The sequence below is a fragment of the Microvirga terricola genome, from assembly GCF_011777495.1.
Taxonomy (GTDB): Bacteria; Pseudomonadota; Alphaproteobacteria; order Rhizobiales; family Beijerinckiaceae; genus Microvirga; species Microvirga terricola.
This window is the reverse complement of record NZ_JAATJS010000002.1, coordinates 289439-311204: the sequence shown is the minus strand read 5'-3', so window position 1 is coordinate 311204 and position 21766 is coordinate 289439. Positions and strand designations below refer to the sequence as shown.

The window sequence follows — 21766 nt, the reverse complement described above, 5'->3', positions numbered from 1 at the left end:
TGCCCTATCCCCATCGGCGAACCAAGCCGATCAGCCGCTTGAGCCAGGGATTTGGGGCGGAGCGCTTCCGAAATTCCATCGCTGCACCCTTCGAGGCCTCCGAAAAAGTCGGATAGGGGTAGACGAGACGGGCGAGATCGGAAACCGGTAATTGCCGCACCATGGCCAGAGCCCACGGCATAATGAGTTCGCCCGCGTGGGGGGCCGTGATGGAGCAGCCGAGAACCCGCCCCCGACGCGTCAAAATAGCCTTCACGTGGCCCGCAGTCGCCCCCTCGATCTGCGCCCGGTCGATGGCGGAGAGCGGCCAGCGCAGGATGCGGATGGAGCGATATTTCGCCCGCGCCTCCGTCTCGGTCAGGCCGATCGCAGCCAGTTCTGGGTCGGTCCTGACAACGCGGGGAACGGGTGTCCGGCCGAGCCAGCCGGGCATTCTGAACAGGGCATTGCGGATCACCAGCCCCGCCTCGTATTGCACCGAATGGGCAACAGGCCCACTGGCACAGCTCCCGATCGCGTAGACGAGGGGATTCGTCGTCCTGAAGCCCCGATTGACCAGAATTCCCGACCAGTCAGTCTCGATTCCCGCCATCTCCAGCCCCAGCCCTTCCGTCCGCGTCCGGCGACCGGTCGCAGCCAAAAGGTGACTGCCCGCAATCGTGCTGCCGCCGTCGAGGTGGACGACGAGGCCGCCGGTCGGCTGCGGCTCGATTCTTTCAATAGCTGCACTGGTCTTGAGACAAACGCCCTCACGGCGCAGGGCGCGCTCGATCACCGCCGCTTGCTCGGGGTCCTCATGGCGAAGGATTCGCGCTCCCGCTTCGATGAGCGTGACCGGAACGCCGAGGCGGCGATAGGCCTGCGCGAGTTCCGCCCCGCTCGCACTGCCGCCGACCACGACGAGATGGTCGGGCCTGTCCGCGAGATCGAAGAGGGATTCGTCGGTGAGGCAGGCGACGTTCTCCAGTCCCGGAAGATCCGGAACGACAGGCCGCGACCCGGTAGCGAGAACGAAACGACGCGCCTTGATGGTCTTCTTTCCGGCAAGGACCGTGGAGGCATCCAGAAACCGGGCCTCGGCTCGGATGACCTCGACGCCCATGGCGGTATAGCGGGCCGTCGCGTTCATGGGCGCGAGGGTGGCGAGAACGTCCATCGCGTGCTGCCTGAGGCGAGGTAGATCTACGGCTGGATCATCATCCGTCGATTCGCTGGAGAACGCCCTGGCCGCTCGGGCTTCATGCATCCGCTTGGCTGCGGCGATGAGGACCTGCGAGGGGACGCAGCCGGACTTCAGGCTGACCTCCCCCATCGGCTCCTTATTGACGAGAACGACCGAGCCCCCGAGGAGCCACACCGCCGTGGCGGCCACGGACAGTCCCGCCGCCCCTGCTCCGATGATGCAGAGGTCCGGGGTTAAAACCTCGGTCTCGATCGGTCCCGTCACACGCCTTCCCTCGACGCCCATTCGACCAATCCCGGCCGGGGAGCCAAAGTTCCTATAATCGGTGGGACCTCAGGCAAATTCCGGTAGGGATGGCGGCAGCGCCCCTCTTCAAGTAAGAACGGTCTTGGCCGCCGACGAGGCACCCGGGGTAAAGGCGCTTTTTGCGGGGCTTGGGGGCGCCGGGTGCGTTGACTTTGGCTCATCCTTCCGTCATAAGCCCGCAAGCTGACAGCGCTCTTCTCGGGCGCTGATCGTTTTTTAGAGACAGTTTCGGGGGCAACCCCAAGTATTCAGACGGGCGCGAGCCTTCGGGCACCGCTGCCCCATTCGACCGGAGATGAGCCGTGAAGAGGACGTATCAACCGAGCAAGCTGGTTCGCAAGCGCCGCCATGGCTTCCGTGCGCGCATGGCGACCAAGGGCGGCCGCAAGGTCATTGCCGCTCGCCGCGCCCATGGCCGCAAGCGCCTTTCGGCGTAAGCAGCGTTAAGGCAAGCCCGATGCGCGCGCCTCGCGCACGCTTGATCGGGCGCCTGACGAAACGACCTGACTTCGTTGCGGCGGCCTCCGGCCGCCGCTTTCATACGGAGCGGATGACGGTCCAGGGCCGTCCGCGGGACGATCTGGGCCTCGGCCTGCGCTTCGGCCTCACGGTCACGAAGCGCGTCGGACATGCCACGGAGCGCAACCGCATCAAGCGCCGTCTCCGGAGCGTCTGCCAGGAGGCAGGCACAGACTATGCGGCCGTGAATGTGGACGTCGTGATTATTGGACGGCGCGACATCCTGACGGCTGACTATAACCTGCTCATCGACGATCTTAGGCGCGCTCTTCGGACTGTGACCAAACCCAAGAGCAACAAGCCTTCCGATTGTCCTTCCTCCCCACCTCACCCCAACGGCGAGCGTCGCGGACATACTCATGCGTGAAGATAGCAAAAACCTCATCGTCGCCATCGCGCTGTCAGTGGCGATTCTGCTCGGCTGGCAATATTTCTACGCCACGCCGCAGGCGGAGAAACAGCGGCAGGCCGCGCAGCAAGCGGCCCAGCAGACCACGCAGGTGACCCCGAATGCCCCGACCGCCGGGCAGGCGCCGACGCCCGCCGCGCCAGGCACGGTTCCCAACGCTTCCGCTCCTGCGGTCGTCGAAACCCGCGAGGCGGCCCTCGCCCGCTCGCCGCGCGTCGCCATCGACACCCCCTCGATCGCCGGTTCGCTGAACCTGCGCGGCGGCCGCATCGACGACGTTTCGCTGAAGCACTACCGCGAGACGGTCGATCCCAAGAGCCCAAACATCGTCCTCTTCTCTCCCTCCGGCAGCCCGCACCCCTATTACGCCGATTTCGGCTGGGTCGGTACGCAGGCGGGCATCGCCCTGCCGACCGCCGACACGGTGTGGACGGCGGACAAGACCACGCTGACCCCCTCGACCCCCGTTACCTTGAGCTGGGACAACGGCCAGGGCCTGATCTTCCGCCGCCAGATCAGCGTGGACGACAACTTCATGTTCACGGTGAAGAATTCGGTCGAGAACAAGGGCGCAAGCCCCGTTACCCTGAATTCCTACGGCCTCGTCTCCCGCCACGGAAAGCCGACCACCCTCGGCTATTACGTGCTGCATGAAGGCATGATCGGCGTCCTCGGCGACAAGGGCCTGCAGGAGGTCACCTACACCAATCTCGACAAGGAAAGCGCCCTGCCCGGCCAGAACGCGGTCGGCAAGATGTGGGACGGCGTGACCGGCGGCTTCGTCGGCATCACGGACAAGTATTGGGCCGCCGCCGTCATCCCTGATCAGGCGCAGCCCTTCCAGGGCTCGTTCACGGCCCGCGATGCGAGCAACAACCGCGTCTATCAGGCAAACATGCTGGGCAGCAACCTGACGCTGCAGCCGGGCGGCACCGCGGAAGTGACGCAACGCCTCTTCGCCGGTGCGAAGGAAGTGGCCGTCGTCGACGGCTATCACGACTCCCTCGGCATCAAGAACTTCGATCGCCTGATCGACTGGGGCTACTTCTATTTCATCACCAAGCGGCTCTTCCAGGTGCTGGACTACTTCTACCGGTTGTTCGGCAACTTCGGCGTCGCGATCCTGCTCGTGACGGTCATCCTGAAGGCCATCTTCTTCCCGCTCGCCAACAAGTCTTACGCCTCCATGGCCAAGATGAAGGCGGTGCAGCCGGAAATGACCGCGATCCGCGAGCGCTATGCGGACGACAAGATGAAGCAGCAGCAGGCGCTGATGGAGCTTTACAAGAAGGAGAAGATCAATCCGGTGGCCGGCTGCTGGCCGGTGCTGATCCAGATCCCGGTCTTCTTCGCGCTCTACAAGGTGCTGTTCGTCACCATCGAAATGCGCCATGCGCCGTTCTTCGGCTGGATCCGCGACCTTGCTGCGCCGGACCCAACCTCCGTCTTCAACCTCTTCGGCCTGATCCCCTACGATCCGGGCGCGGTGCCGATGATCGGCCACTTCCTGATGCTCGGCGCCTGGCCGCTCATCATGGGCGTCACCATGTGGCTGCAAATGAAGATGAACCCGGAGCCGCCGGACCCGGTGCAGAAGCAGGTCTTCGCCTGGATGCCGGTGATCTTCACCTTTATGCTCGGCTCGTTCCCCGCCGGTCTGGTGATCTACTGGGCCTGGAACAACCTGCTCTCCGTGACCCAGCAGGGGTTCATCATGAAGCGCAATGGCGTGAAGATCGAACTCTGGGACAACCTGCGCAACACCTTCTCCCGGAAGAGCCCCGCCAAGGGCTGACGGACCTGAAGGGCCACAGAAAGATCCCCGGGACAGCCCGGGGATTTTTTTTGCCAGCGCTGCCGACACACGCAGAGGCGCGATGAGCCGCATTGAGCCATCGGGCTTGCGCCCCATATGATTCCTTACAGCGATCATCCGACGTTCCTTTGCATGAGCCCCGCTCGACCCAAAAAGAGGAAGCTCGCGGCTGCGCCCGTGGCAGGCAAATCGCGTGAGGTCGAGCTGAAACTCGAGCTCGACTCCGACAAGATTGCCTCGCTTCTCGGCCACCCTGTCTTCGCGCACGCCTTTCCCCTGCCCGCGCGGGGCGGAGCGCTTCATGCGGTCTATTACGATACAGACGATTTCGCCCTGCGCCGCGCAGGGCTCTCCGTGCGCGTCCGCCGCGAGAACGGTCAATACACGCAAACCATCAAGGCCGAGCGCAAGCACCGCTCTCTCGCGCTCGATCGCTCCGAATGGCAGTGCATCGTCAATGGCGAACTCGACATGGCGGCAGCGGCGGGAACACCACTCGCCCCGTTTGTCTCCGACGAATCTCAAGCCGCAAACATCCACCCCGTCTTCATCGTGGATACCGACCGGAAGGCCTATGAGGTCGAGCGGAACGGAACGGTCATCGAACTCGCCCTCGACACAGTGAAGGTTTCTGCGGGCCAGTCCTCCTCGCGTTTCTGCGAATTGGAGCTGGAACTGAAGAGCGGCGATGCCGCCAATCTTTTTGCGGTCGCGCGCGATCTCACCGAGGCCGCGCCTCTGCGGCTGACGCCGGTCACGAAATCCGAACGCGCCTATGCGCTTCTCGACAGGCGCGCAATTCAGCCGGTCTCCGCCACGGACATCGACCTGCCGCGCGGCACGTCCAGCGCGGACGCATTTCGGATCATCGCGCGATCCTGCCTGGCTCAAGTGGTGCGCAACGAGGCCACGCTGCGGCGGGATCAGGACCCGGAAATACTGCATCAGATGCGCGTCGGATTGCGGCGCCTCAATGCTGCGAACATTCTCTTCAAAGAGATGCTCAATAGCCGCGAGAGCCGGTCCATCAAGTCCGATCTTCGCTGGGTGGGAAAGCAGCTTGGCGCTGTCCGCGATCTCGATGTCTTCATCGGCGACCTGCGCAAAACAACACCTGAAAAGCCCAACGATGAGTGGATGAAAGAAGCCGAGCGGCGACGCTCCGACGCCTACCAGGTTCTCTTGCAGACCCTCGAAAAGCCACGCTTCACCGACGCGATCCTCCACACTGCCGCCTGGATCGAGTCCGGTAAGTGGCTGACCCGCAACAAAGGCGCGATCAGCACCGCCCGCGCGCTGGCCGTGGAAGAACTGGCCGCGACGGAGCTGACACGGCATTGGAAGCGCATTCGCAAAAGCGCGAAGCGCATCGCGGAGCTGGACTTCGACGAGCGTCACCGCCTGCGCATGCGCATCAAGAAGATGCGCTATGGGGCGGAATTTTTCTCCACCCTGTTTCCCGGTAGCCCGGAAAAGAAACGCCGCCGGTCGCTGCTCGGCTTTCTGCGCAAGCTGCAGGACGTCCTGGGCGAGATGAACGACATCGTGGTCGGGGAGGCCCTGGCGCTCTCCCACGGTGAGGAGAAGCCCGCCCGCTCGGGGCAGCGGCTCAAAAAGCTCCACCGCGAAGCCGAGGCCGCCTGCGGCAAGCTTCTCAAGGTCGAGCCCTTCTGGGGCTAGGCCTCTTCAAGATAAGGTGCCTTGAACAACGGCTTGCGAGCGCCGATAAGGGGCTCATGACCGAGATGGCACCTGACACCGACCACTTCCTTGAAACCGGCCGCAAGATCTTTGCGGGCGAGGCCGATTTCATGTGGGCCGCGAATTCCCTCAAAAACCTGCCGCCCCAGAGCAAGGTCGAGATCGCCTTTGCCGGGCGCTCGAATGTGGGCAAGTCGAGCCTCGTGAATGCGCTCACCGGGCGCAATACTCTGGCTCGTACATCCCACACGCCGGGGCGGACGCAGCAGCTCAATTTCTTCGACATCGGCGGGCATTTCCACTTGGTGGACATGCCAGGTTACGGCTATGCCGCCGTCGAGAAGGAAAAGGTCCAAGCCTGGACCAAGCTGATCCACGACTACCTACGCGGCCGGGCCAGCCTGGCGCGTGTCTATGTGCTCATCGACTCCCGCCACGGCATCAAGCCGGTAGATGCCGCCGTGCTCGACGGGCTCGATACAGCCGCCGTCTCCTACCAGATCGTCCTGACGAAGGCGGACGAGCTGAAGAAGGGCGAGATCGAGAAATGCATCGCGGACACGGCCCAAAAGATCGCCAAGCGCCCCGCGGCCTTCCCCGAGATCATGCCGACCTCGAGCCGTTCCGGCGATGGCATCCCTGAATTGCGGGCGAACATCGCAAGGCTCCTGCATGAGAGGGGGGCGTGATGAGCTTGCCCGACCGGGTTCTCATCGCGCTCGCGGCCCTGGCCGGCCTTGCCGGCGTCGCCCTGTCGGCGGCGGCCGCCCACGTCACCGGCGGCAGCCTGTCGACGGCGGCGCAGTTCCTCCTGTTTCACGCCCCTGCCCTGCTGGCGCTCGTCGCCCTCATCGCGAGCGGGGCCGTCAATGCCAAGCTTGCCCGGCTGGCCGGGTACCTCCTCGTCATCGGCCTTGTGCTCTTCTCGGGGGACCTCGCTCGGCGAGCGCTGGCAGGCGAGGCACTGGCGCCCATGGCGGCCCCGACCGGCGGCATTCTTCTCATACTCGGCTGGGCTTTGACGGGCGTCTCCGGCCTCCTCGGCCGCCGCGGCTGAACTCCCTGTTTTCATGACGGCGTAGCTGGGCTAGAAGGCTCGCCGTCTCAAGTCATCCGAGCCGGAGCCCTCCATGTCCGATAATCCTGCGTCCGATCAGCTCCCCAACGTGCATGTGCGCGCCGAGGTGCTGGTCCAGGCCCTGCCCCACATGCAGCGCTATGACCAGCAGGTTGTGGTCGTCAAATACGGCGGCCATGCCATGGGCGACCGCGCGGCAGCTGAGGACTTCGCCGAGGACGTGGTTCTGCTCGAGCAATCGGGCATCAAGCCCATCGTGGTGCATGGCGGCGGGCCGCAGATCGGCAAGATGCTAGACAAGCTCGGCATCAAGTCGGAATTCAAGGGCGGCCTGCGCGTGACCGATGCGGCCACGGTCGAGGTCGTCGAGATGGTGCTCGCGGGCTCCATCAACAAGCAGATCGTCGGCTGGATCGGGGCCGAGGGCGGCAAGGCGGTCGGCCTGTGCGGCAAGGACGGCAACATGGTCACCGCCCGTAAGGTGACCCGCACCACGGTCGATCCGGATTCCAACATCGAGAAGGTCGTGGATCTCGGCTTCGTCGGTGAACCGGAGCAGGTGAACCGCGCCGTTCTCGACCAGGTGCTCAGCGCCGAGTTGATCCCGGTTCTCGCCCCCGTCGCCATCGGCAAGGACGGTCACACCTACAACGTGAACGCGGATACCTTCGCGGGCGCCATCGCCGGCGCGATGAACGCCAAGCGCCTTCTGCTCCTCACCGACGTTCCGGGCGTGCTCGACAAGAACAAAAACCTGATCCCCGACATGACCATCGACGATTGCCGCCGTCTCATCGCGGACGGCACGATCACGGACGGGATGATTCCGAAGATCGAGACCTGCATCTACGCGCTGGAACGCGGCGTGGAAGCGGTCGTGATCCTGGACGGCAAGGTGCCTCACGCGGTGCTGCTGGAATTGTTCACCGATCACGGCGCCGGAACGATGATCCGTCGAGGGTAGCTCTTTTCTGGCCACCCGACCCTTCTTATATTCAACTCAATGGGGCCGTCCGGCCCCATTCTCGTCTGTGAATGAAATGAAAGCCGACAAACCCGCCTCAATTGCCCCGGTCGCCGAACACCGAAGCTTCGCGCATGTGGACACCTGGGTTTTCGACCTCGACAATACGCTCTATCCGCACAGCTCGCGGATCTGGCCCCAGATCGACGCGCGGATCACGCTTTACGTCGCGGACCTGTTCGGCCTCGACGGCATGTCCGCCAAGGCGCTTCAAAAGTATTTCTACCACAAATACGGCACGACCCTGCGGGCACTGATCGAAGAACACGGCATCGATCCGCACCAGTTCCTCGATTTCGCGCACGACATCGATCACACCGACTTGGAACTGAACAGCGACCTCGGCACCGCTATCGAGCGCCTTCCCGGTCGCAAGCTGATCCTCACCAACGGATCGCGCAAGCACGCTCGGAACGTCGCGACAAAGCTCGGTATCTTCGATCACTTCGACGACGTGTTCGACATTGCGGACGCCAATTTCGTGCCGAAGCCCGAGAAGCGGGCCTATGAGATCTTCCTCGAAAGGCACGACGTCGATCCGGCCCGGTCCGCGATGTTCGAGGATCTCGCGAAAAACCTCGTCGTTCCGCGCGAGCTTGGCATGACAACGACGCTCGTTGTGCCGAAAACCTTCGATCCCTTCCGCGAGGCTTTCGAGCAGGAAGCGTCAAAGACGCCCCATATCGATTACATCACCGACGATCTGGCGGTCTTCCTGCAATCCTGCCTGAAGCCGTAACGGCGATTCTACTCGGCCTTCGGCTCCTGCCGGATCATGCCGTACTTGTCGTGCAGCTTCATGATGCCGGCGAGCGTCTTGTCGTAGTCGTGGACTTGGTCGGCCTTCCGCGCGGAGAGTTCGAAGACTTCCTTGAAGAACGTGCCGAAGCCGCCGGGCGTGTAGACAAAGAGAACGCGCGCGGACGTAACTTCAGGATTCCACCAGCGGAAATAAACGCCGCGCGGCACGAAGAGCGATCCGCCCGCGGTCAACTCCGTGACTTTGCCATCGAGCTGGAAGACAAGCCGCCCCTCCATGAGATAGCCGGCCCAATCCTCGCGCGTATGCGTGTGCGGCAGCGGCGGAGACTTGAAGTTCGGAGAAACCCAGCGCTCGATCAGGTCGAATCGTCCGCCGGTCTCGGCGCTCGTCAGCACGAAACGCATTTCCTCCGCACCCATCTTGATGCGTTCACCCTCTCCATTTTGACGGGCAAGAGCTTTCAAAATCGCAGCGGTCATGGGGGGCACCTCAGTGAGACTCCCTATACGTCACGTTATTTCATCTGTCGAGCCGATTTGCGGGAAGGCGCTCTTGCATACGAAATATCGTTGCTCATGCGTCGCCTTTCGGTTACGAAACGGAAGCTTTTATTCAGAGGTTTCGATGGCCACCTTCACCTACGATCCCGATACCAGAACCTACATACTGGCCGACGAGATTACATTTGATCTCGGGTCGCTCAATCTGACCGAAGCTCGCCATGTTCGTGGCAATCGCCTGAGCAACACCATCATCGGCGACGGATTTGCCAACAGTCTCGAGGGAGGCGAAGGCGTCGACTTTCTGCGCGGTGGCGGAGGGGCGGACACCCTCATCGGAGGACTCGGCGACGATTACTACGTGATCGACAAGGACGATCTCCTCATCGAAAACCCCGGCGAGGGCATCGATACCGTCGAAGCTAACTTCAGCTACACGCTTCTGCCGACTTTCGAGAATCTGATCCTGTCAGGCGCCGCAGACATCGACGGCACCGGCAACGACGCCAACAACGTCCTCACCGGCAAAGGGGGCAACAATCGCCTCTTCGGCGGAGACGGGAATGACACGCTGGACGGCGGTGGGGGGCACGACACGCTCGTCGGCGGGCGCGGCAACGACGTGTATCGTGTCGACGAAGCGTGGGTTGAGCTGGTCGAGGAACCCAATGAAGGGATCGACACGGTCATCGCTTCGATCAGCTATACCCTGAAAACCAGCTTCGAGAATCTCGTTCTCTTCGGCATCGACGGCATCGACGGCTTCGGAAACGACGCCAACAATGAACTGCACGGTAATGGCGGTAAAAACCGCCTGGAAGGCGGAAAAGGCAACGACACGCTCGACGGCGGCGCTGGCGCCGACACGCTCGTCGGCGGGCTGGGCGACGATGTCTATTTTGTCGATGCCCTGGACACAATCATCGAGGCCGCAAACGAGGGGTACGACACAGTCTTTGCCCTATCCGACTGGACGCTCGCCGCCAATCTTGAGGCCCTCATCCTCCAAGGCTCGCGAAATTTCAAGGGCGTCGGCAACGACCTGAGCAACGTCATCGTCGGCAATAGCGGAAACAATATCTTGATCGGCGGAGGGGGCGGCGATTACCTGGATGGCGGCCTCGGCGCCGACCGGATGGAAGGCGGCAAGGGCAACGACACTTATGTGGTCGACAACGTCCGCGACGTCGTTGTTGAGGCGTCCAGCAGCGGCACCGATCTCGTCGTCACCTCCATCGACTACCGCCTGGGCGCCAACCTGGAAGATCTCATGGCCGTTGCCGGAAAGGCGCTCCTTTCGCTGACCGGCAACACTCTCAAGAACAAGATTGTGGGCAACGACGGCAGCAACAAACTCTATGGCGGCTTGGGTAACGACACTCTTGTCGGCGGCAAGGGCAAGGACACGTTCGTATTCGACACCAAGCCGAACGCCAAGACCAATCGCGACGTGATCGTCGATTTCAACGTCAAGGACGACACGATCTGGCTCGACAACAAATACATGCCCGCGCTCGGCAAGGGCGCGCCGGACAGACCGGTCAAACTGCATAAGAAAATGTTTTGGATCGGCCCGAAAGCGCACGATGAGGATGATCGTATCATCTACGACAACAAAAAGGGCATTCTCTATTACGATCCCGACGGCACCGGCTCCGCAAAAGCGATCGCCCTGGCAGTGTTGCCGAAGAAACTCAAGATGACCTACGCCGACTTTTACGTCATCTGACGCGCGGCGTTGTGGCGCTCGCGGTGCGACTGAACGGCGGCCTTCGAGGCCGCCGTTTTTATGTGAGGGAGCGTTTCTGCTCCCTACTCCACCGCGCGCCGATTACGTCCCTGCAGCCGCAACAAATCCGCCTGCCCATGCGCGCTGCTGTCTTCGAATTCCAGCGCCCCGATCTTCTGGCCGCGCGTCACGACCTTGCCGGTTGAAATCTTGATCTGCCCGACATCCTCCTGCGCCTGCCGGAAATGGGCGTCGAGCTTGGCAACTAGGCCGGATCATTCCTGAGGCGATCCCGCCACTTGGACTCTTCCTTCATGCCGTATTTGGCATGAAGAGCCATTACAGCGGTGAGAGTAGCGCCATAGTCGTGCACCTTGTCCGTCCTTTTTGCTGCATGACTGATAACTTCGCGAAAATACTCTCCAAATCCGCCGGGAGTGTAGAGGGCAAGGACACGGGCAGCTATGGGATCAGGATTCCACCAGCGGAAGAAGACTCCGCGAGGAACGAACAAGGATGCACCGGTCTTGAGTTCGACTTCTTCTGAATCGAGCCGAAAGATAAGGCGCCCTTCAAGAAGATAGTAGAGAAAATCTTCCTTCGTGTGGCCATTCGCGACGGGAGGGGATTCGAAGTTTGGCGAAACAACCCGCTCGATAAGATCGAAGGCCCCGTTCGTCTCCTGACTTGTGAAGACGTATCGCAGTTCCTCTGCACCAAGGCTGATCTTGTCCCCTTCCTGAGCCTGCCGGATAGCCGTTTGAGGCCTGGTAGGCTGTTTGCGATTTAACACGGTGTTTTCGTCCCTAGCGCAGCGTCTTACCCCTACATCCTACTATGAAGATTTTTCTGCAACGGAAATCTTGTAACCTACACTGCCTGTGAAGCAGGCCGCATAAGGCGAAAACAAAGGCGGCCTCCTGATTGAGACCGCCTTGCAACTTAAGCGAGCGCGCCGATCAATCAGCTTTCGTATTGATCTTGCTCTCCGCTATCCGGTTCAGTTTCTGATCCGTGGCCCGTAGCGCCAATCCTTCCGATTTGCGGTGTCGCCAACATGCAAGCGCCAGCGTTCGCGTGGCGCGTTGGCAAACCTCGCGAAGGAAATGCAGTTCCGAACCTATTCGGCAATGCGTAGATCACGCCCTTTGCAGCCGCAGTATCTCGGCGCGGACCTGTGCGTCCCCGTCTTCAAACTCCAGCGTTTCAATCCGCTCGCCGCGTTTCACAATCTTTTCCGTTGAAATGCGGATCTGGCCCACGTCCTCCTGCGCCTGCCGAAAATGGGCGTCGAGCTTGGCGACGCGACTGTCCAGCCGCTCGATGTCCTCCAACAGCTTCTGCACCTCGACCTGGATCACGCGCGCTTCTTCGCGAACGCGCGCATCGCGTACCAGCGCCTGCATGACCTGAACCGCAAGGGCGAGAAGCGACGGTGAGACGATCACGATGCGGGCGCGATGCGCCTTCTGGATCACGTCGTCGAAATGCTCGGCGAGATCGGCATAGATCGACTCGGCGGGCACGAACATCATCGCCATGTCCTGCGTCTCGCCGGCGATGAAGTATTTTTCCGAAATGTCCTTCACGTGCACGAGCATGTCGTTGCGCACACGGCTCGCGGCCTGCTTGCGCGCGTCGTCTCCCTTCGCCTCGCGGAACTGGCTGAACCCTTCGAGTGGGAACTTGGCGTCGATCACGAGGCCGCGCGAGTCGCCCGGCAGGCGCACGATGCAGTCCGGCCGCGTGCGGTTGGACAGGGTCGGTTGAAACTCGAACGCGCCGTTGGGCAGCCCGTCGCGAATGATCGCCTCCATGCGGCCCTGCCCGTAAGCGCCGCGGCTCTGCTTGTTGGCCAAGATGTCCTTCAGGCCGACGATCTCGCCGGTCAGATCCGTCAGGTTCTTCTGCGCGGCGTCGATCACCGCCAGCCGTTCGTTGAGTTTCGACAGGTTTTCTGTCTGGCGCTGCGTCGTCGCTTCCAGCCCCTGCCCCACCCGGTGCTGGAGCCCGTCGATCCGCTCGGAGATCAGCCGCACGAAATCGCTCTGGCGGGAGCCGAACACCTCCGCGATGGTCTGCATCCGCCCGGTCATCTCGGCTTGGATGCGGGTGAGTTCGGCGACCTTGTCATCCATCTCCCGCGCCCGTTCGCCCGAGACCGCCGCCTCCAGGGCTCGCTCCCGCCGAGTCCGCAGGAGCAGGACCGTCACCAGGACGAGAAGCACAAGGCTCACAACGGCCATGCCGAGCACGACCTTGCCCCAGGTGACGGGCACCGAGCCGACGAGAAAGAGGATGTCATTCATGAAATGCGAACTTCCGGTTGACCGGCGCATCCGAACATAAGACGAACGATTTGACCATCCCGAGCCAAGCCCTTATCTCCGGCAATCATGACCATCAGACCCCTTGTCATCCTTCCCGACCCCAAGCTCCGCCTCGTTTCCGAGCCGGTGGCGAGCATTACCGACGAGATCCGGCTGCTCGCCGACGACATGCTGGAAACCATGTATGACGCCCCCGGCGTGGGCCTCGCCGCGATTCAGATCGGCGTGCCCCTGCGGGTCGTGACGATGGATGTCTCCAAAACCGAGGACGAGCGCCAGCCCCTGGTGCTGCTCAACCCCGAGATTGTCTGGGCCTCGGAGGAGAAGCGGGTTTACGAGGAAGGCTGCCTCTCGATCCCCGAATATTACGAGGAAGTCGAGCGGCCCGACCGGGTGCGCTTCCGCTACATGAACCTCGCTGGCGAAACCATCGAGCAGGAAGCCTCCGAGCTTCTGGCGACCTGCGTGCAGCATGAGATCGACCATCTCAACGGCGTCCTGTTCATCGATTACCTCTCCAAGCTCAAACGCGACCGGGTCATGACCAAGTTCAAGAAGGCGGCGAAGCGCGAGGTGGGCGGCGCATGAGCCTTCGCGTTGTCTTCATGGGCACGCCCGATTTCGCGGTGCCCACTCTCTCGGAGATCGTCGGCCAGGGACACGAGGTCGTGGCGGTCTACTCCCGTCCCCCGGCGGCCGCCGGCCGCGGCATGGAATTGAAGCCCTCCCCGGTGCATCGCATGGCCGAGCGGTTCGGGCTGCCCGTGCTCGCACCCAAGACCCTGCGCACCGAAGAGGCGGCGGAAACCTTTCGCCAGCATGAGGCCGATGTGGCCGTGGTGGTGGCCTATGGCATGCTGCTGCCGAAAGCGATCCTCGACGCCCCTACCCTCGGCTGCCTCAACCTTCACGCCTCTCTGCTGCCACGCTGGCGCGGCGCAGCGCCGATCCAGCGCGCCATTATGGCGGGCGATAAGGAAACCGGCGTCGCGGTCATGAAGATGGAAGAAGGCCTCGACACCGGCCCCGTCGCCATGGTCGAGCGCGTGGTGATTGCGCCCGACATGAATGCAGGCGAATTGCACGACAAGCTCATGGGGCTCGGTGCGGACCTGATGGTGCGAGCGCTCGCGGCGCTTTCGCGCGGCGGATTGAGTTTCACGCCTCAGCCGGAAGATGGCGTGACCTACGCGCAGAAGCTCGCGAACGACGATGCGCGCATCGACTGGGCAAAGTCGGCGCAGAACGTGCACGACCATGTGCGCGGCCTCTCGCCCTTTCCGGCTGCGTTCTTCACCGCCGATTTCGGGAAGGGGCCGGAGCGCGTGAAGGTTCTGCGCACGACGCTCGCGGAAGGTTCTGGCGCGCCTGGCCAACTGCTCGATGCCGATGGCGTCGTCGCTTGCGGCAACGGCGCGGTTCGTCTGCTTCAAGTGCAGCGCGCAGGCAAAGCCCCCATGAGCGCCGGCGACTTCCTGCGCGGCGTCCGCCTTGGCGCGGGGGCAAGCCTCGCATGACGTCTTCCTTAAGGATCCGCATCGAGGAGTCTACCGACCGCGCGGCGATCCGTGCCATTCACGCTGCCGCTTTTGGCGGCAATGCGGAGGCCGATCTGGTGGATCGCCTTCGCGCGGATGGCGATCTCACCCTTTCCCTCGTCGCCTGCGCCAGTGACGATGTGGTCGGACATATCGCCTTCTCGCCGCTGGCTCTCGCCGATTGTCCATCCGTGAAGGCTTGCGCACTCGCGCCTGTCGCGGTCCTTCCGCCGTTCCAAAACCGTGGGATCGGTGCCGCGTTGATCGAGGACGCGCTTCAGCGTCTCGCCGATGCGGACATGGACCTCGTGCTTGTTCTGGGCGAGCCAGATTACTACGGCGATTTCAGCTTTCGGGTGGAAGCAGCGGAAGGTCTCAAGACGCCTTACGACGGCCCCTATCTTCAGGCTCTGCCGTTGTCGGAGAACGGACGCACGGCCTCCGGGCCGGTCGTGTATGCACGCGCCTTCGCGGAGCTGACCTGACATGCCCCGCTACAAGCTCGTCATCGAATATGACGGCACGCCCTTTACTGGCTGGCAGCACCAGACGAACGGTCTTTCGGTGCAGCAGGCGGTGGAGGATGCGATTGCGCGTTTCGCGGGCGAGACAGTGCGCATTCATTGCGCCGGGCGCACGGATTCGGGTGTTCACGCCACCCATCAGGTCGTCCACGTGGATCTGAGCAAGGATTGGCGCACCGACACGGTGCGCGATGCCACCAACGCGCATCTGAAGCCTGCGCCCGTCGCTGTTCTTTCCGCCGCTTTGGTGCCGGAGACGTTCAGCGCGCGCATCTCGGCGATCAAGCGTCATTACGTCTATCGCATCCTCAACCGCCGCGCGCCGCCGACGCTTGAAGCCAATCGCGTGTGGCATGTGGCCTGGCCGCTTGATTCCGATGTCATGCACGAGGCTGCGCAGACGCTGATCGGGCGGCACGACTTCACCACCTTCCGCGCCGCAGAGTGCCAGGCGAGCGGCCCCGTGCGCACACTCGACCGGCTCGATGTGGAGCGCATCGGCGACGAGATCCGGGTTTACGCTTCCGCACGTTCGTTCCTGCACCATCAGGTCCGCTCGATGGTGGGAACGTTGGAGCGCGCTGGAGCGGGACGCTGGAGCGTCGACGATGTCCGCGCCGCACTCGACGCGCGCGACCGCACACGCTGCGGCCCCATGGCCCCATCGATGGGGCTCTACCTCATCGGCGTCGATTATCCTGATTAGCCGAGTAGCCCTCGCATCGCGGCGCCGACCAGCATGTTGAGCACAAGGCCCAGCGCGACGATGCCGAAGGCGGCTATCCCCGGCACGTCGAGCGTGGCCTTAGTGGCGAACCACTGAAGCCGCAGAAACACCACCGCGAAAGCAAAGCCGAAAATAGTGGCGAGCCCGGCCGAAGCGAGGCCCAGAAGCTGCAGAAAGGCTGGGAACGACAGCACCAGCAGCCCGATGGCCGTGACCCAATTGTTGACGATGACGAAGGGAACGTAGCGGTCGGTCAGCTGCATGCGGCGCGTAATCCAGATCATCGCCACGGGCAGCGCGATGAAACTCGCGCCATAGCCAAGCGCCACCACGAGATCGATCCAGAAACTGCCAAGCATGCCCTGCTCGGACAAGCCGAGGCGAAGACGCTCTGCGGCCACGGAGACGATATAGGCTGGAAGCGTGAGCCAGATCGCGTTGAACGAACGCCAGAAGCCGTTCTCGCTCATGTCGAAGGCCTGCAGGCCCTCGACCCGGCTGTTGAGCAGTTCCAGCGCTCCCCGGAACGAGCGGTTTACTTCTTGCGCGTCAAGGATCATGGGCAAACACCGAAAGACGTTGCCCACGAAAACCGGCGGACGCGGCAATCGTTCCGGTTGATATAGACTTTGGTTCTAGAAGATCCGCCTAAACCGCTGCGGCGAAATAGGCTTCCAGAACCTTGCCGTAGATCCCCACGAGCCGGTCGAGATCGGCCACAGCAACCCGCTCGTCGATCTGGTGCATCGTCTGTCCGACGAGCCCGAATTCGACGACCGGGCAATAGCGCACGATGAAGCGCGCATCCGAGGTCCCGCCGGTCGTCGACAGCTTGGGGCGAATGCCAGTTTCGGCCTGGATAGCATCCGCGATGAAGCCGACGAAAGCGTTCGGCTCGGTGATGAAGGCCACCGCATTGGTGGGCTCGCAAGTCAGCGTATAGCGCACGGTATTTCCGGCGGCCTCGCGGAGACGGCGGGCGATCTCTTCCTCCAGGCTTTGCGGCGTCCAGAGGTCGTTGAAGCGGATGTTGAAGGTCGCCCGCGCCTCGGCGGGGATCACATTCGCGGCGGGGTTGCCCACATCGACCGTCGTCACCTCGAGATTGGACGCGTCAAAGTGCTCCGTGCCGCGATCGAGCGGCTCGCGCAGCAGGCCGTCGAGCAGGCGCAGCATGCCCGGGATCGGATTATCCGCCAGGTGCGGATAGGCCACATGGCCCTGCTTGCCGTCGACGACGACTTTACCGGTCAGCGAGCCGCGACGGCCGATCTTGATCATGTCGCCGAGCGTATTCGGATTGGTCGGCTCGCCGAGGATGCAATGGTCGAACCGCTCGCCCCGCGCCTTCGCCCATTCCAAAAGCTTGACCGTGCCGTTGATGGCCGGCCCCTCCTCGTCTCCCGTGATGAGGAAGCCGATGGAGCCCTTGAAATCCGGGTTGCTTCGAATGAACGCGAGCGCCGCCGCCATCATGCAGGCGATGCCGCCCTTCATATCGACCGCGCCGCGCCCGAAAAGCTCGCCCTCTTCGATCATTCCGCTGAACGGATCATGCCGCCAGTGATTGATGTCCCCCGGCGGCACGACATCTGTGTGCCCAGCGAACAAGAGATAAGGTTCGCCCTTGCCGTAACGGGCGTAGAGGTTTTCGACATCCTGCGTACCGGGGTCAGAAAACACCGGCCGATGCACCTCGAACCCGGCCTCGTTCAAAACCTCTTCGATGAACGCCAGCGCCCCGCCTTCCGCCGGAGTAACGGAGGGGCATCGCAGGAGGGATTGGGCGAGGTGAAGGGGCGAGATGTCGTGCGTCATGGCTTTTCATGACTTACGTTGCTGTCGGAAATCAATCCCCGGCAGGCTGCAATTGCATGGCCGGTTGCGCTTCGCCGAGTGGGTCAGGCCCGAACCGGTTCGGCCCGACGGTGCCGCGGAGGAAGCCGACCTGCACGAACAGCCAGATCGAGAGCCCCCCGAAAGCGATCCACCCGAGCATGAGAAAGGAGGACAGGTGCAATATCGATCCAACAACCAAGACCGGGATCGCCGCGACGGGAGCAAACATCCACCAGCCGCTGAGGTCGCAATCTTGGAGCCTCTTTATGATCGTGACGAGCGATGGAAAAAAGGCTGCCAGAGCAAAGGCAGCCTTGAACAACTCCACCGCAATCGGCCCCACAATGCGCGCGAACAGCGGGCCCAGATATTCGAGGGCCACATCGGCAAGGAACAGCGCTATTATCACCTTCCAGTAGTGCGCGCGGTTCACGCGCCCCTTGAAGCTGAAGAACAGCTCAAACAGTTCCTTAGCGTTACTGTCGGGGTGCGTTTGCTCAAGTGCGGGCATGGGAAACCAAAATTGATATGATAAACCATATCAATTTCAACTTCGATGATTGTCAATCCCGCAACAGCTCGTTGATCGCCGTCTTGGCGCGGGTCTGCGCGTCGACGCGCTTCACGATGACCGCGCAGTAGAGCGACGGGCCCGGAGTACCGTCGGGGAGCGGCTTGCCGGGGAGCGAGCCGGGGACGACCACCGAATAGGGCGGCACGCGGCCGATGAAGACCTCTCCGGTGTTGCGGTCGATGATCTTGGTCGAGGCCGAGATGAAGACGCCCATGGAGAGCACCGAGCCCTCGCCAACGATCACGCCCTCGACCACCTCCGAGCGCGCGCCGATGAAGCAATTGTCCTCGATGATGACGGGGTTCGCCTGGAGTGGCTCCAGTACGCCGCCGATGCCGACGCCGCCGGAGAGGTGCACGTGCTTGCCGATCTGCGCGCAGGAGCCGACCGTCACCCAGGTGTCGACCATGGTGCCCTCGCCCACGTAAGCGCCGAGATTGACGAAGGAGGGCATGAGGACGACGTTCGGCGCGACATAGGCCCCCCGGCGCGCGACGCAGTTCGGCACGGCACGGAAGCCCGCCTGCTTGAACTCGGTGTCCGACCAGCCCTCGAACTTGGAGGGCACTTTGTCCCACCACACGGCCTCGCCCGGGCCGCCCTTGATCACGGCCATGTCGTTGAGGCGGAAGGATAGGAGAACCGCCTTCTTCAGCCATTGATTGACCTGCCATTCGCCGGCGACCTTCTCCGCGACGCGGGCCTGGCCAGAGTCGAGAAGCTGGAGCGCCTGCTCCACGGCTTTTCTAACGGTACCGGTGGTGGAGGCGCTCACGTTGGCCCGGTCTTCCCAGGCGGCGTCGATGGTCGAGGCGAGATCGGTGTAGGACATGGGGAACTCAAGCGAGAGGGCAATACAGACTGATTAGCAATGGCATTTCGGGCTGTCACCTGAAAGACTGTTTCAGCAGCCCCATTTAGCGGCCTGACAACCACCGCGCGAATGGGCTACACAATTGTGCACCTTTTCGCATCTAGAGTGCGCGTATCATGACCACTGCCCGCGACGTGCGCAGCGTTCTGTATGCAACCGCGATCCTCTTCGCAGTCGCGGTTGTGGGCATCCGTGGTCTCTTCCTCTGGATCGAGCACCGCAACGCCATCGGTCGGGCCGAGGCGTCGACGCGGGACCTCGCCCTCCTCGTCGAGGAGAATACCGAGCGGACGCTGGAAACGAGCGATCTGCTCGCACGCCAAGTGATTGCCTATTTGCGGGCGAAGGGCAGCGTGGAGACCGCAAGCGGCGCGCTCGACGTTCATGAGTATCTCGTCGAACTGACCCAACGGTCCGAGGCCAGCGAACAATTCCTGATCGTCGACAAGTATGGATTTACCGTCTCGACATCGAACAGCCCCATCCCGCTGCGGACCAGCTACGAAAACGAGACCTGGTTCCTGGCTCTTCGTGACGGAGCCAAAACCTATATCGGCGATCCGATTATCCGGCAGGGTACCAACGAGGTCCTTTACAGCTACAGCCGCCGCATCGACGACCTCAAAGGCGTATTCTCCGGAGCGGTCCATGTGGTCTTAAGACCGGCCTTTCTCGAAACCGTGACCGGGCCGGGGGCCGAGAGCGAGAAGCTGATCCTGGGACTTTGGGGTGATGACGGACGCATCATCGCCAGGACGGGGCTTACTCCCGCACAGCTCAACGTCTCCCTCAACCAATCGCGGATCCTGCACCCGCTGGCCTCAGAGCCGATGGGAACCTTCCGATCCGATACGACGGCTGACCGGGCGGAGCGGATCGTCTCGTTTCGCCGCATCGATCAATGGCATGTGATCGTCACGGCCAGCATCCCGGTGGCGACGGCCCTCTCGTCCTGGACGACGAATTTTTATTGGAGCACCGCGCTCGCAGCCATCATCCTCACGGCCTTCGGCGGATTGACGACCATCGGCTCAAGAATCAGCTACCGCATGGAGGAGACGCAGAACGAACTGCAGCTGGCGAACGACAACCTCGCAAAGGCGAATGCGGAACTCGAAAAAGCACTCGGGGACAAGGTCGTTCTATTGCAGGAAATTCACCACCGGGTGAAAAACAATCTGCAGGTCACATCGAGCCTTCTGCAAATGCAATCGCGCCGCTTCACGGACCCTGTCGTCAAGACAGCCTTCCGCGAAACACAGGACAGGCTTCGCTCCATCGGCCTCATTCACGACACGCTCTATCGCAAGGAATCCGGCGGATTGATCGATCTGCAGGATTATTTTGATCGCCTGCTGAAGGAATTGTCGGCGACCTATGGAGCGTCCGATCGCGGCATCTCGGTGGAGCTTGAAGCCCAGCCGATTTCAATCGACCTCGAACGCGCCGCTCCGCTGGCGCTTGCGGTCACGGAGGCGATCTCGAACGCCTTCAAGCATGCCTTCGCACCCGGCCAGGGAGGGCGCATCATCGTCTCGACTGCGCGTGTCGCCGATCAGATCGAGGTCACAGTCCACGACACCGGCAAGGGTGTTTTTGGCGTCAAGGAGACGGATTCCTCCCTCGGCATGAAACTGATCCGCGCGTTCACCGACCAGCTCGGCGGCACCTTCGGCATCGAGGCGCATGACGGAACCGTTTTCAGGCTGACAATTCCGGCGGAGGGTTAGAACGTCGTGCGCTGGCGGATCGCCGCCGAGAGCGTGCCTTCGTCGAGATAATCGAGTTCGCCGCCCACCGGCACCCCGTGGGCGAGTTTCGTGACCTTCACCGGCAGGTGGTTCAAAAGATCGGTGATGTAATGGGCCGTGGTCTGCCCATCGACCGTGGCGCTGAGTGCCAGGATCACCTCCGCGACGCCGGATTGCGTCGCCCGCTCCACGAGACGGTCGAGATTGAGATGCTCCGGCCGCACGCCATCGAGCGGCGAGAGCACGCCGCCGAGCACGTGATAGAGCGCGTTGATCGCGCCCGAGCGCTCCAGTGCCCAGAGATCGGACACGTCCTCCACCACCACGATGATCGACGCATCGCGCCGATGGTCGCGGCAGATCGTGCAGGGGTCGGACGTATCGACGTTGCCGCAGGAGGAGCACACGACGATCCGCTCGTTGGCGACGCGCATGGCCTCGCTCAACGGATTGAGCAGCGTCTCGCGCTTCTTGATGAGATGCAGTGCAGCGCGCCGGGCCGAACGCGGACCCAAACCCGGCAGGCGGGCCAGAAGCTGGATCAGGCGTTCGATCTCGGGGCCGGCGACGGACTGGGCCAT

23 protein-coding genes are annotated in these 21766 nt (G+C 62.6%); 14 read left to right on the top strand and 9 right to left on the bottom strand.

The annotated features are described in order from the left end of the window. Positions 1 to 4 precede the first annotated feature (4 nt). Entirely contained in the window at positions 5 to 1447 is a 1443-nt protein-coding gene (locus HB375_RS05780; protein ID WP_343232357.1) for a dihydrolipoyl dehydrogenase family protein, read from the bottom strand. Positions 1448 to 1791: 344 nt separating this feature from the next. On the opposite strand from HB375_RS05780, the gene rpmH reads away from it, so the two are divergent. From rpmH to HB375_RS05740, 8 genes are all read left to right on the top strand, one after another. Further along, complete coding sequence (rpmH, locus tag HB375_RS05775; protein ID WP_027314822.1) at positions 1792 to 1926, top strand: 50S ribosomal protein L34; 135 nt, start codon at positions 1792 to 1794, stop codon at positions 1924 to 1926. A 20-nt stretch (positions 1927 to 1946) separates the two neighbouring features. Then, positions 1947 to 2375, top strand: a complete 429-nt coding sequence (rnpA, locus tag HB375_RS05770; protein ID WP_167672027.1) for a ribonuclease P protein component — start codon at positions 1947 to 1949, stop codon at positions 2373 to 2375. Next, positions 2368 to 4212, top strand: a complete 1845-nt coding sequence (yidC, locus tag HB375_RS05765; protein ID WP_167672026.1) for a membrane protein insertase YidC — start codon at positions 2368 to 2370, stop codon at positions 4210 to 4212. Before rnpA ends, yidC begins: the two co-directional genes overlap by 8 nt. Positions 4213 to 4410: 198 nt before the next feature. Further along, positions 4411 to 5913, top strand: coding sequence for a CHAD domain-containing protein (locus HB375_RS05760; protein WP_167672025.1), 1503 nt, complete (start codon positions 4411 to 4413; stop codon positions 5911 to 5913). A gap of 56 nt (positions 5914 to 5969) precedes the next feature. Further along, positions 5970 to 6623, top strand: coding sequence for a ribosome biogenesis GTP-binding protein YihA/YsxC (yihA, locus tag HB375_RS05755; RefSeq protein ID WP_167672024.1), 654 nt, complete (start codon positions 5970 to 5972; stop codon positions 6621 to 6623). Next, positions 6623 to 6991, top strand: a complete 369-nt coding sequence (locus HB375_RS05750; protein WP_167672023.1) for a DUF423 domain-containing protein — start codon at positions 6623 to 6625, stop codon at positions 6989 to 6991. Before yihA ends, HB375_RS05750 begins: the two co-directional genes overlap by 1 nt. 73 nt (positions 6992 to 7064) lie before the next feature. Next, complete coding sequence (gene argB / locus HB375_RS05745) at positions 7065 to 7976, top strand: acetylglutamate kinase (RefSeq protein ID WP_167672022.1); 912 nt, start codon at positions 7065 to 7067, stop codon at positions 7974 to 7976. A gap of 76 nt (positions 7977 to 8052) precedes the next feature. Next, positions 8053 to 8775: a pyrimidine 5'-nucleotidase gene (locus HB375_RS05740; protein WP_167672021.1), complete on the top strand. Its 723-nt coding sequence runs from the start codon at positions 8053 to 8055 to the stop codon at positions 8773 to 8775. A gap of 8 nt (positions 8776 to 8783) precedes the next feature. Here HB375_RS05740 and HB375_RS05735 read toward each other — a convergent pair whose 3' ends face one another. Then, positions 8784 to 9278 (bottom strand): cupin domain-containing protein, encoded by a 495-nt coding sequence (locus HB375_RS05735; protein WP_167672020.1) that lies wholly within the window; start codon positions 9276 to 9278, stop codon positions 8784 to 8786. 145 nt (positions 9279 to 9423) lie between these two features. Here HB375_RS05735 and HB375_RS05730 point away from each other — a divergent pair, with 145 nt between their 5' ends. Further along, positions 9424 to 11028, top strand: coding sequence for a calcium-binding protein (locus HB375_RS05730; RefSeq protein WP_167672019.1), 1605 nt, complete (start codon positions 9424 to 9426; stop codon positions 11026 to 11028). Positions 11029 to 11293: 265 nt separating this feature from the next. Here the strand turns inward: HB375_RS05730 and HB375_RS05725 are convergent, their stop codons facing one another. Beyond that, positions 11294 to 11821, bottom strand: a complete 528-nt coding sequence (locus tag HB375_RS05725; RefSeq protein ID WP_167672018.1) for a cupin domain-containing protein — start codon at positions 11819 to 11821, stop codon at positions 11294 to 11296. Positions 11822 to 12167: 346 nt separating this feature from the next. Continuing rightward, entirely contained in the window at positions 12168 to 13337 is a 1170-nt protein-coding gene (locus tag HB375_RS05720) for a DNA recombination protein RmuC (RefSeq protein WP_167672017.1), read from the bottom strand. Between the two features lie 87 nt (positions 13338 to 13424). Here HB375_RS05720 and def point away from each other — a divergent pair, with 87 nt between their 5' ends. The 4 genes from def to truA are packed head-to-tail and all read left to right on the top strand — an operon-like array spanning position 13425 to position 16126. Further along, positions 13425 to 13946, top strand: coding sequence for a peptide deformylase (gene def / locus HB375_RS05715; RefSeq protein ID WP_167672016.1), 522 nt, complete (start codon positions 13425 to 13427; stop codon positions 13944 to 13946). After that, on the top strand, positions 13943 to 14875 hold the full coding sequence (gene fmt / locus HB375_RS05710) for a methionyl-tRNA formyltransferase (protein WP_167672015.1): 933 nt from the start codon (positions 13943 to 13945) through the stop codon (positions 14873 to 14875). Before def ends, fmt begins: the two co-directional genes overlap by 4 nt. Continuing rightward, on the top strand, positions 14872 to 15381 hold the full coding sequence (locus tag HB375_RS05705; RefSeq protein ID WP_167672014.1) for a GNAT family N-acetyltransferase: 510 nt from the start codon (positions 14872 to 14874) through the stop codon (positions 15379 to 15381). Before fmt ends, HB375_RS05705 begins: the two co-directional genes overlap by 4 nt. Position 15382: 1 nt before the next feature. Next, the gene (gene truA / locus HB375_RS05700) at positions 15383 to 16126 is read left to right on the top strand and encodes a tRNA pseudouridine(38-40) synthase TruA (RefSeq protein WP_167672013.1); all 744 of its coding nucleotides are present in this window, start codon (positions 15383 to 15385) and stop codon (positions 16124 to 16126) included. Here truA and HB375_RS05695 read toward each other — a convergent pair. The 4 genes from HB375_RS05695 to dapD all read right to left on the bottom strand — a co-directional run bounded on the left by HB375_RS05695 (position 16123) and on the right by dapD (position 19392). Beyond that, entirely contained in the window at positions 16123 to 16707 is a 585-nt protein-coding gene (locus tag HB375_RS05695) for a hypothetical protein (RefSeq protein WP_167672012.1), read from the bottom strand. The genes truA and HB375_RS05695 overlap by 4 nt on opposite strands. A gap of 88 nt (positions 16708 to 16795) precedes the next feature. Then, on the bottom strand, positions 16796 to 17965 hold the full coding sequence (gene dapE / locus HB375_RS05690; RefSeq protein WP_167672011.1) for a succinyl-diaminopimelate desuccinylase: 1170 nt from the start codon (positions 17963 to 17965) through the stop codon (positions 16796 to 16798). A 31-nt stretch (positions 17966 to 17996) separates the two neighbouring features. Further along, on the bottom strand, positions 17997 to 18497 hold the full coding sequence (locus HB375_RS05685; RefSeq protein WP_167672010.1) for a DUF805 domain-containing protein: 501 nt from the start codon (positions 18495 to 18497) through the stop codon (positions 17997 to 17999). Between the two features lie 52 nt (positions 18498 to 18549). Further along, complete coding sequence (gene dapD, locus HB375_RS05680) at positions 18550 to 19392, bottom strand: 2,3,4,5-tetrahydropyridine-2,6-dicarboxylate N-succinyltransferase (RefSeq protein WP_167672009.1); 843 nt, start codon at positions 19390 to 19392, stop codon at positions 18550 to 18552. Positions 19393 to 19550: 158 nt separating this feature from the next. On the opposite strand from dapD, the gene HB375_RS05675 reads away from it, so the two are divergent. Further along, positions 19551 to 21164 carry a sensor histidine kinase gene (locus HB375_RS05675; protein WP_167672008.1) on the top strand — a complete coding sequence of 538 codons (1614 nt, stop codon included), beginning with the start codon at positions 19551 to 19553 and terminating at the stop codon, positions 21162 to 21164. Here HB375_RS05675 and recR read toward each other — a convergent pair. Next, complete coding sequence (recR, locus tag HB375_RS05670; RefSeq protein WP_167672007.1) at positions 21161 to 21766, bottom strand: recombination mediator RecR; 606 nt, start codon at positions 21764 to 21766, stop codon at positions 21161 to 21163. The two genes, HB375_RS05675 and recR, sit on opposite strands and share 4 nt — an antisense overlap.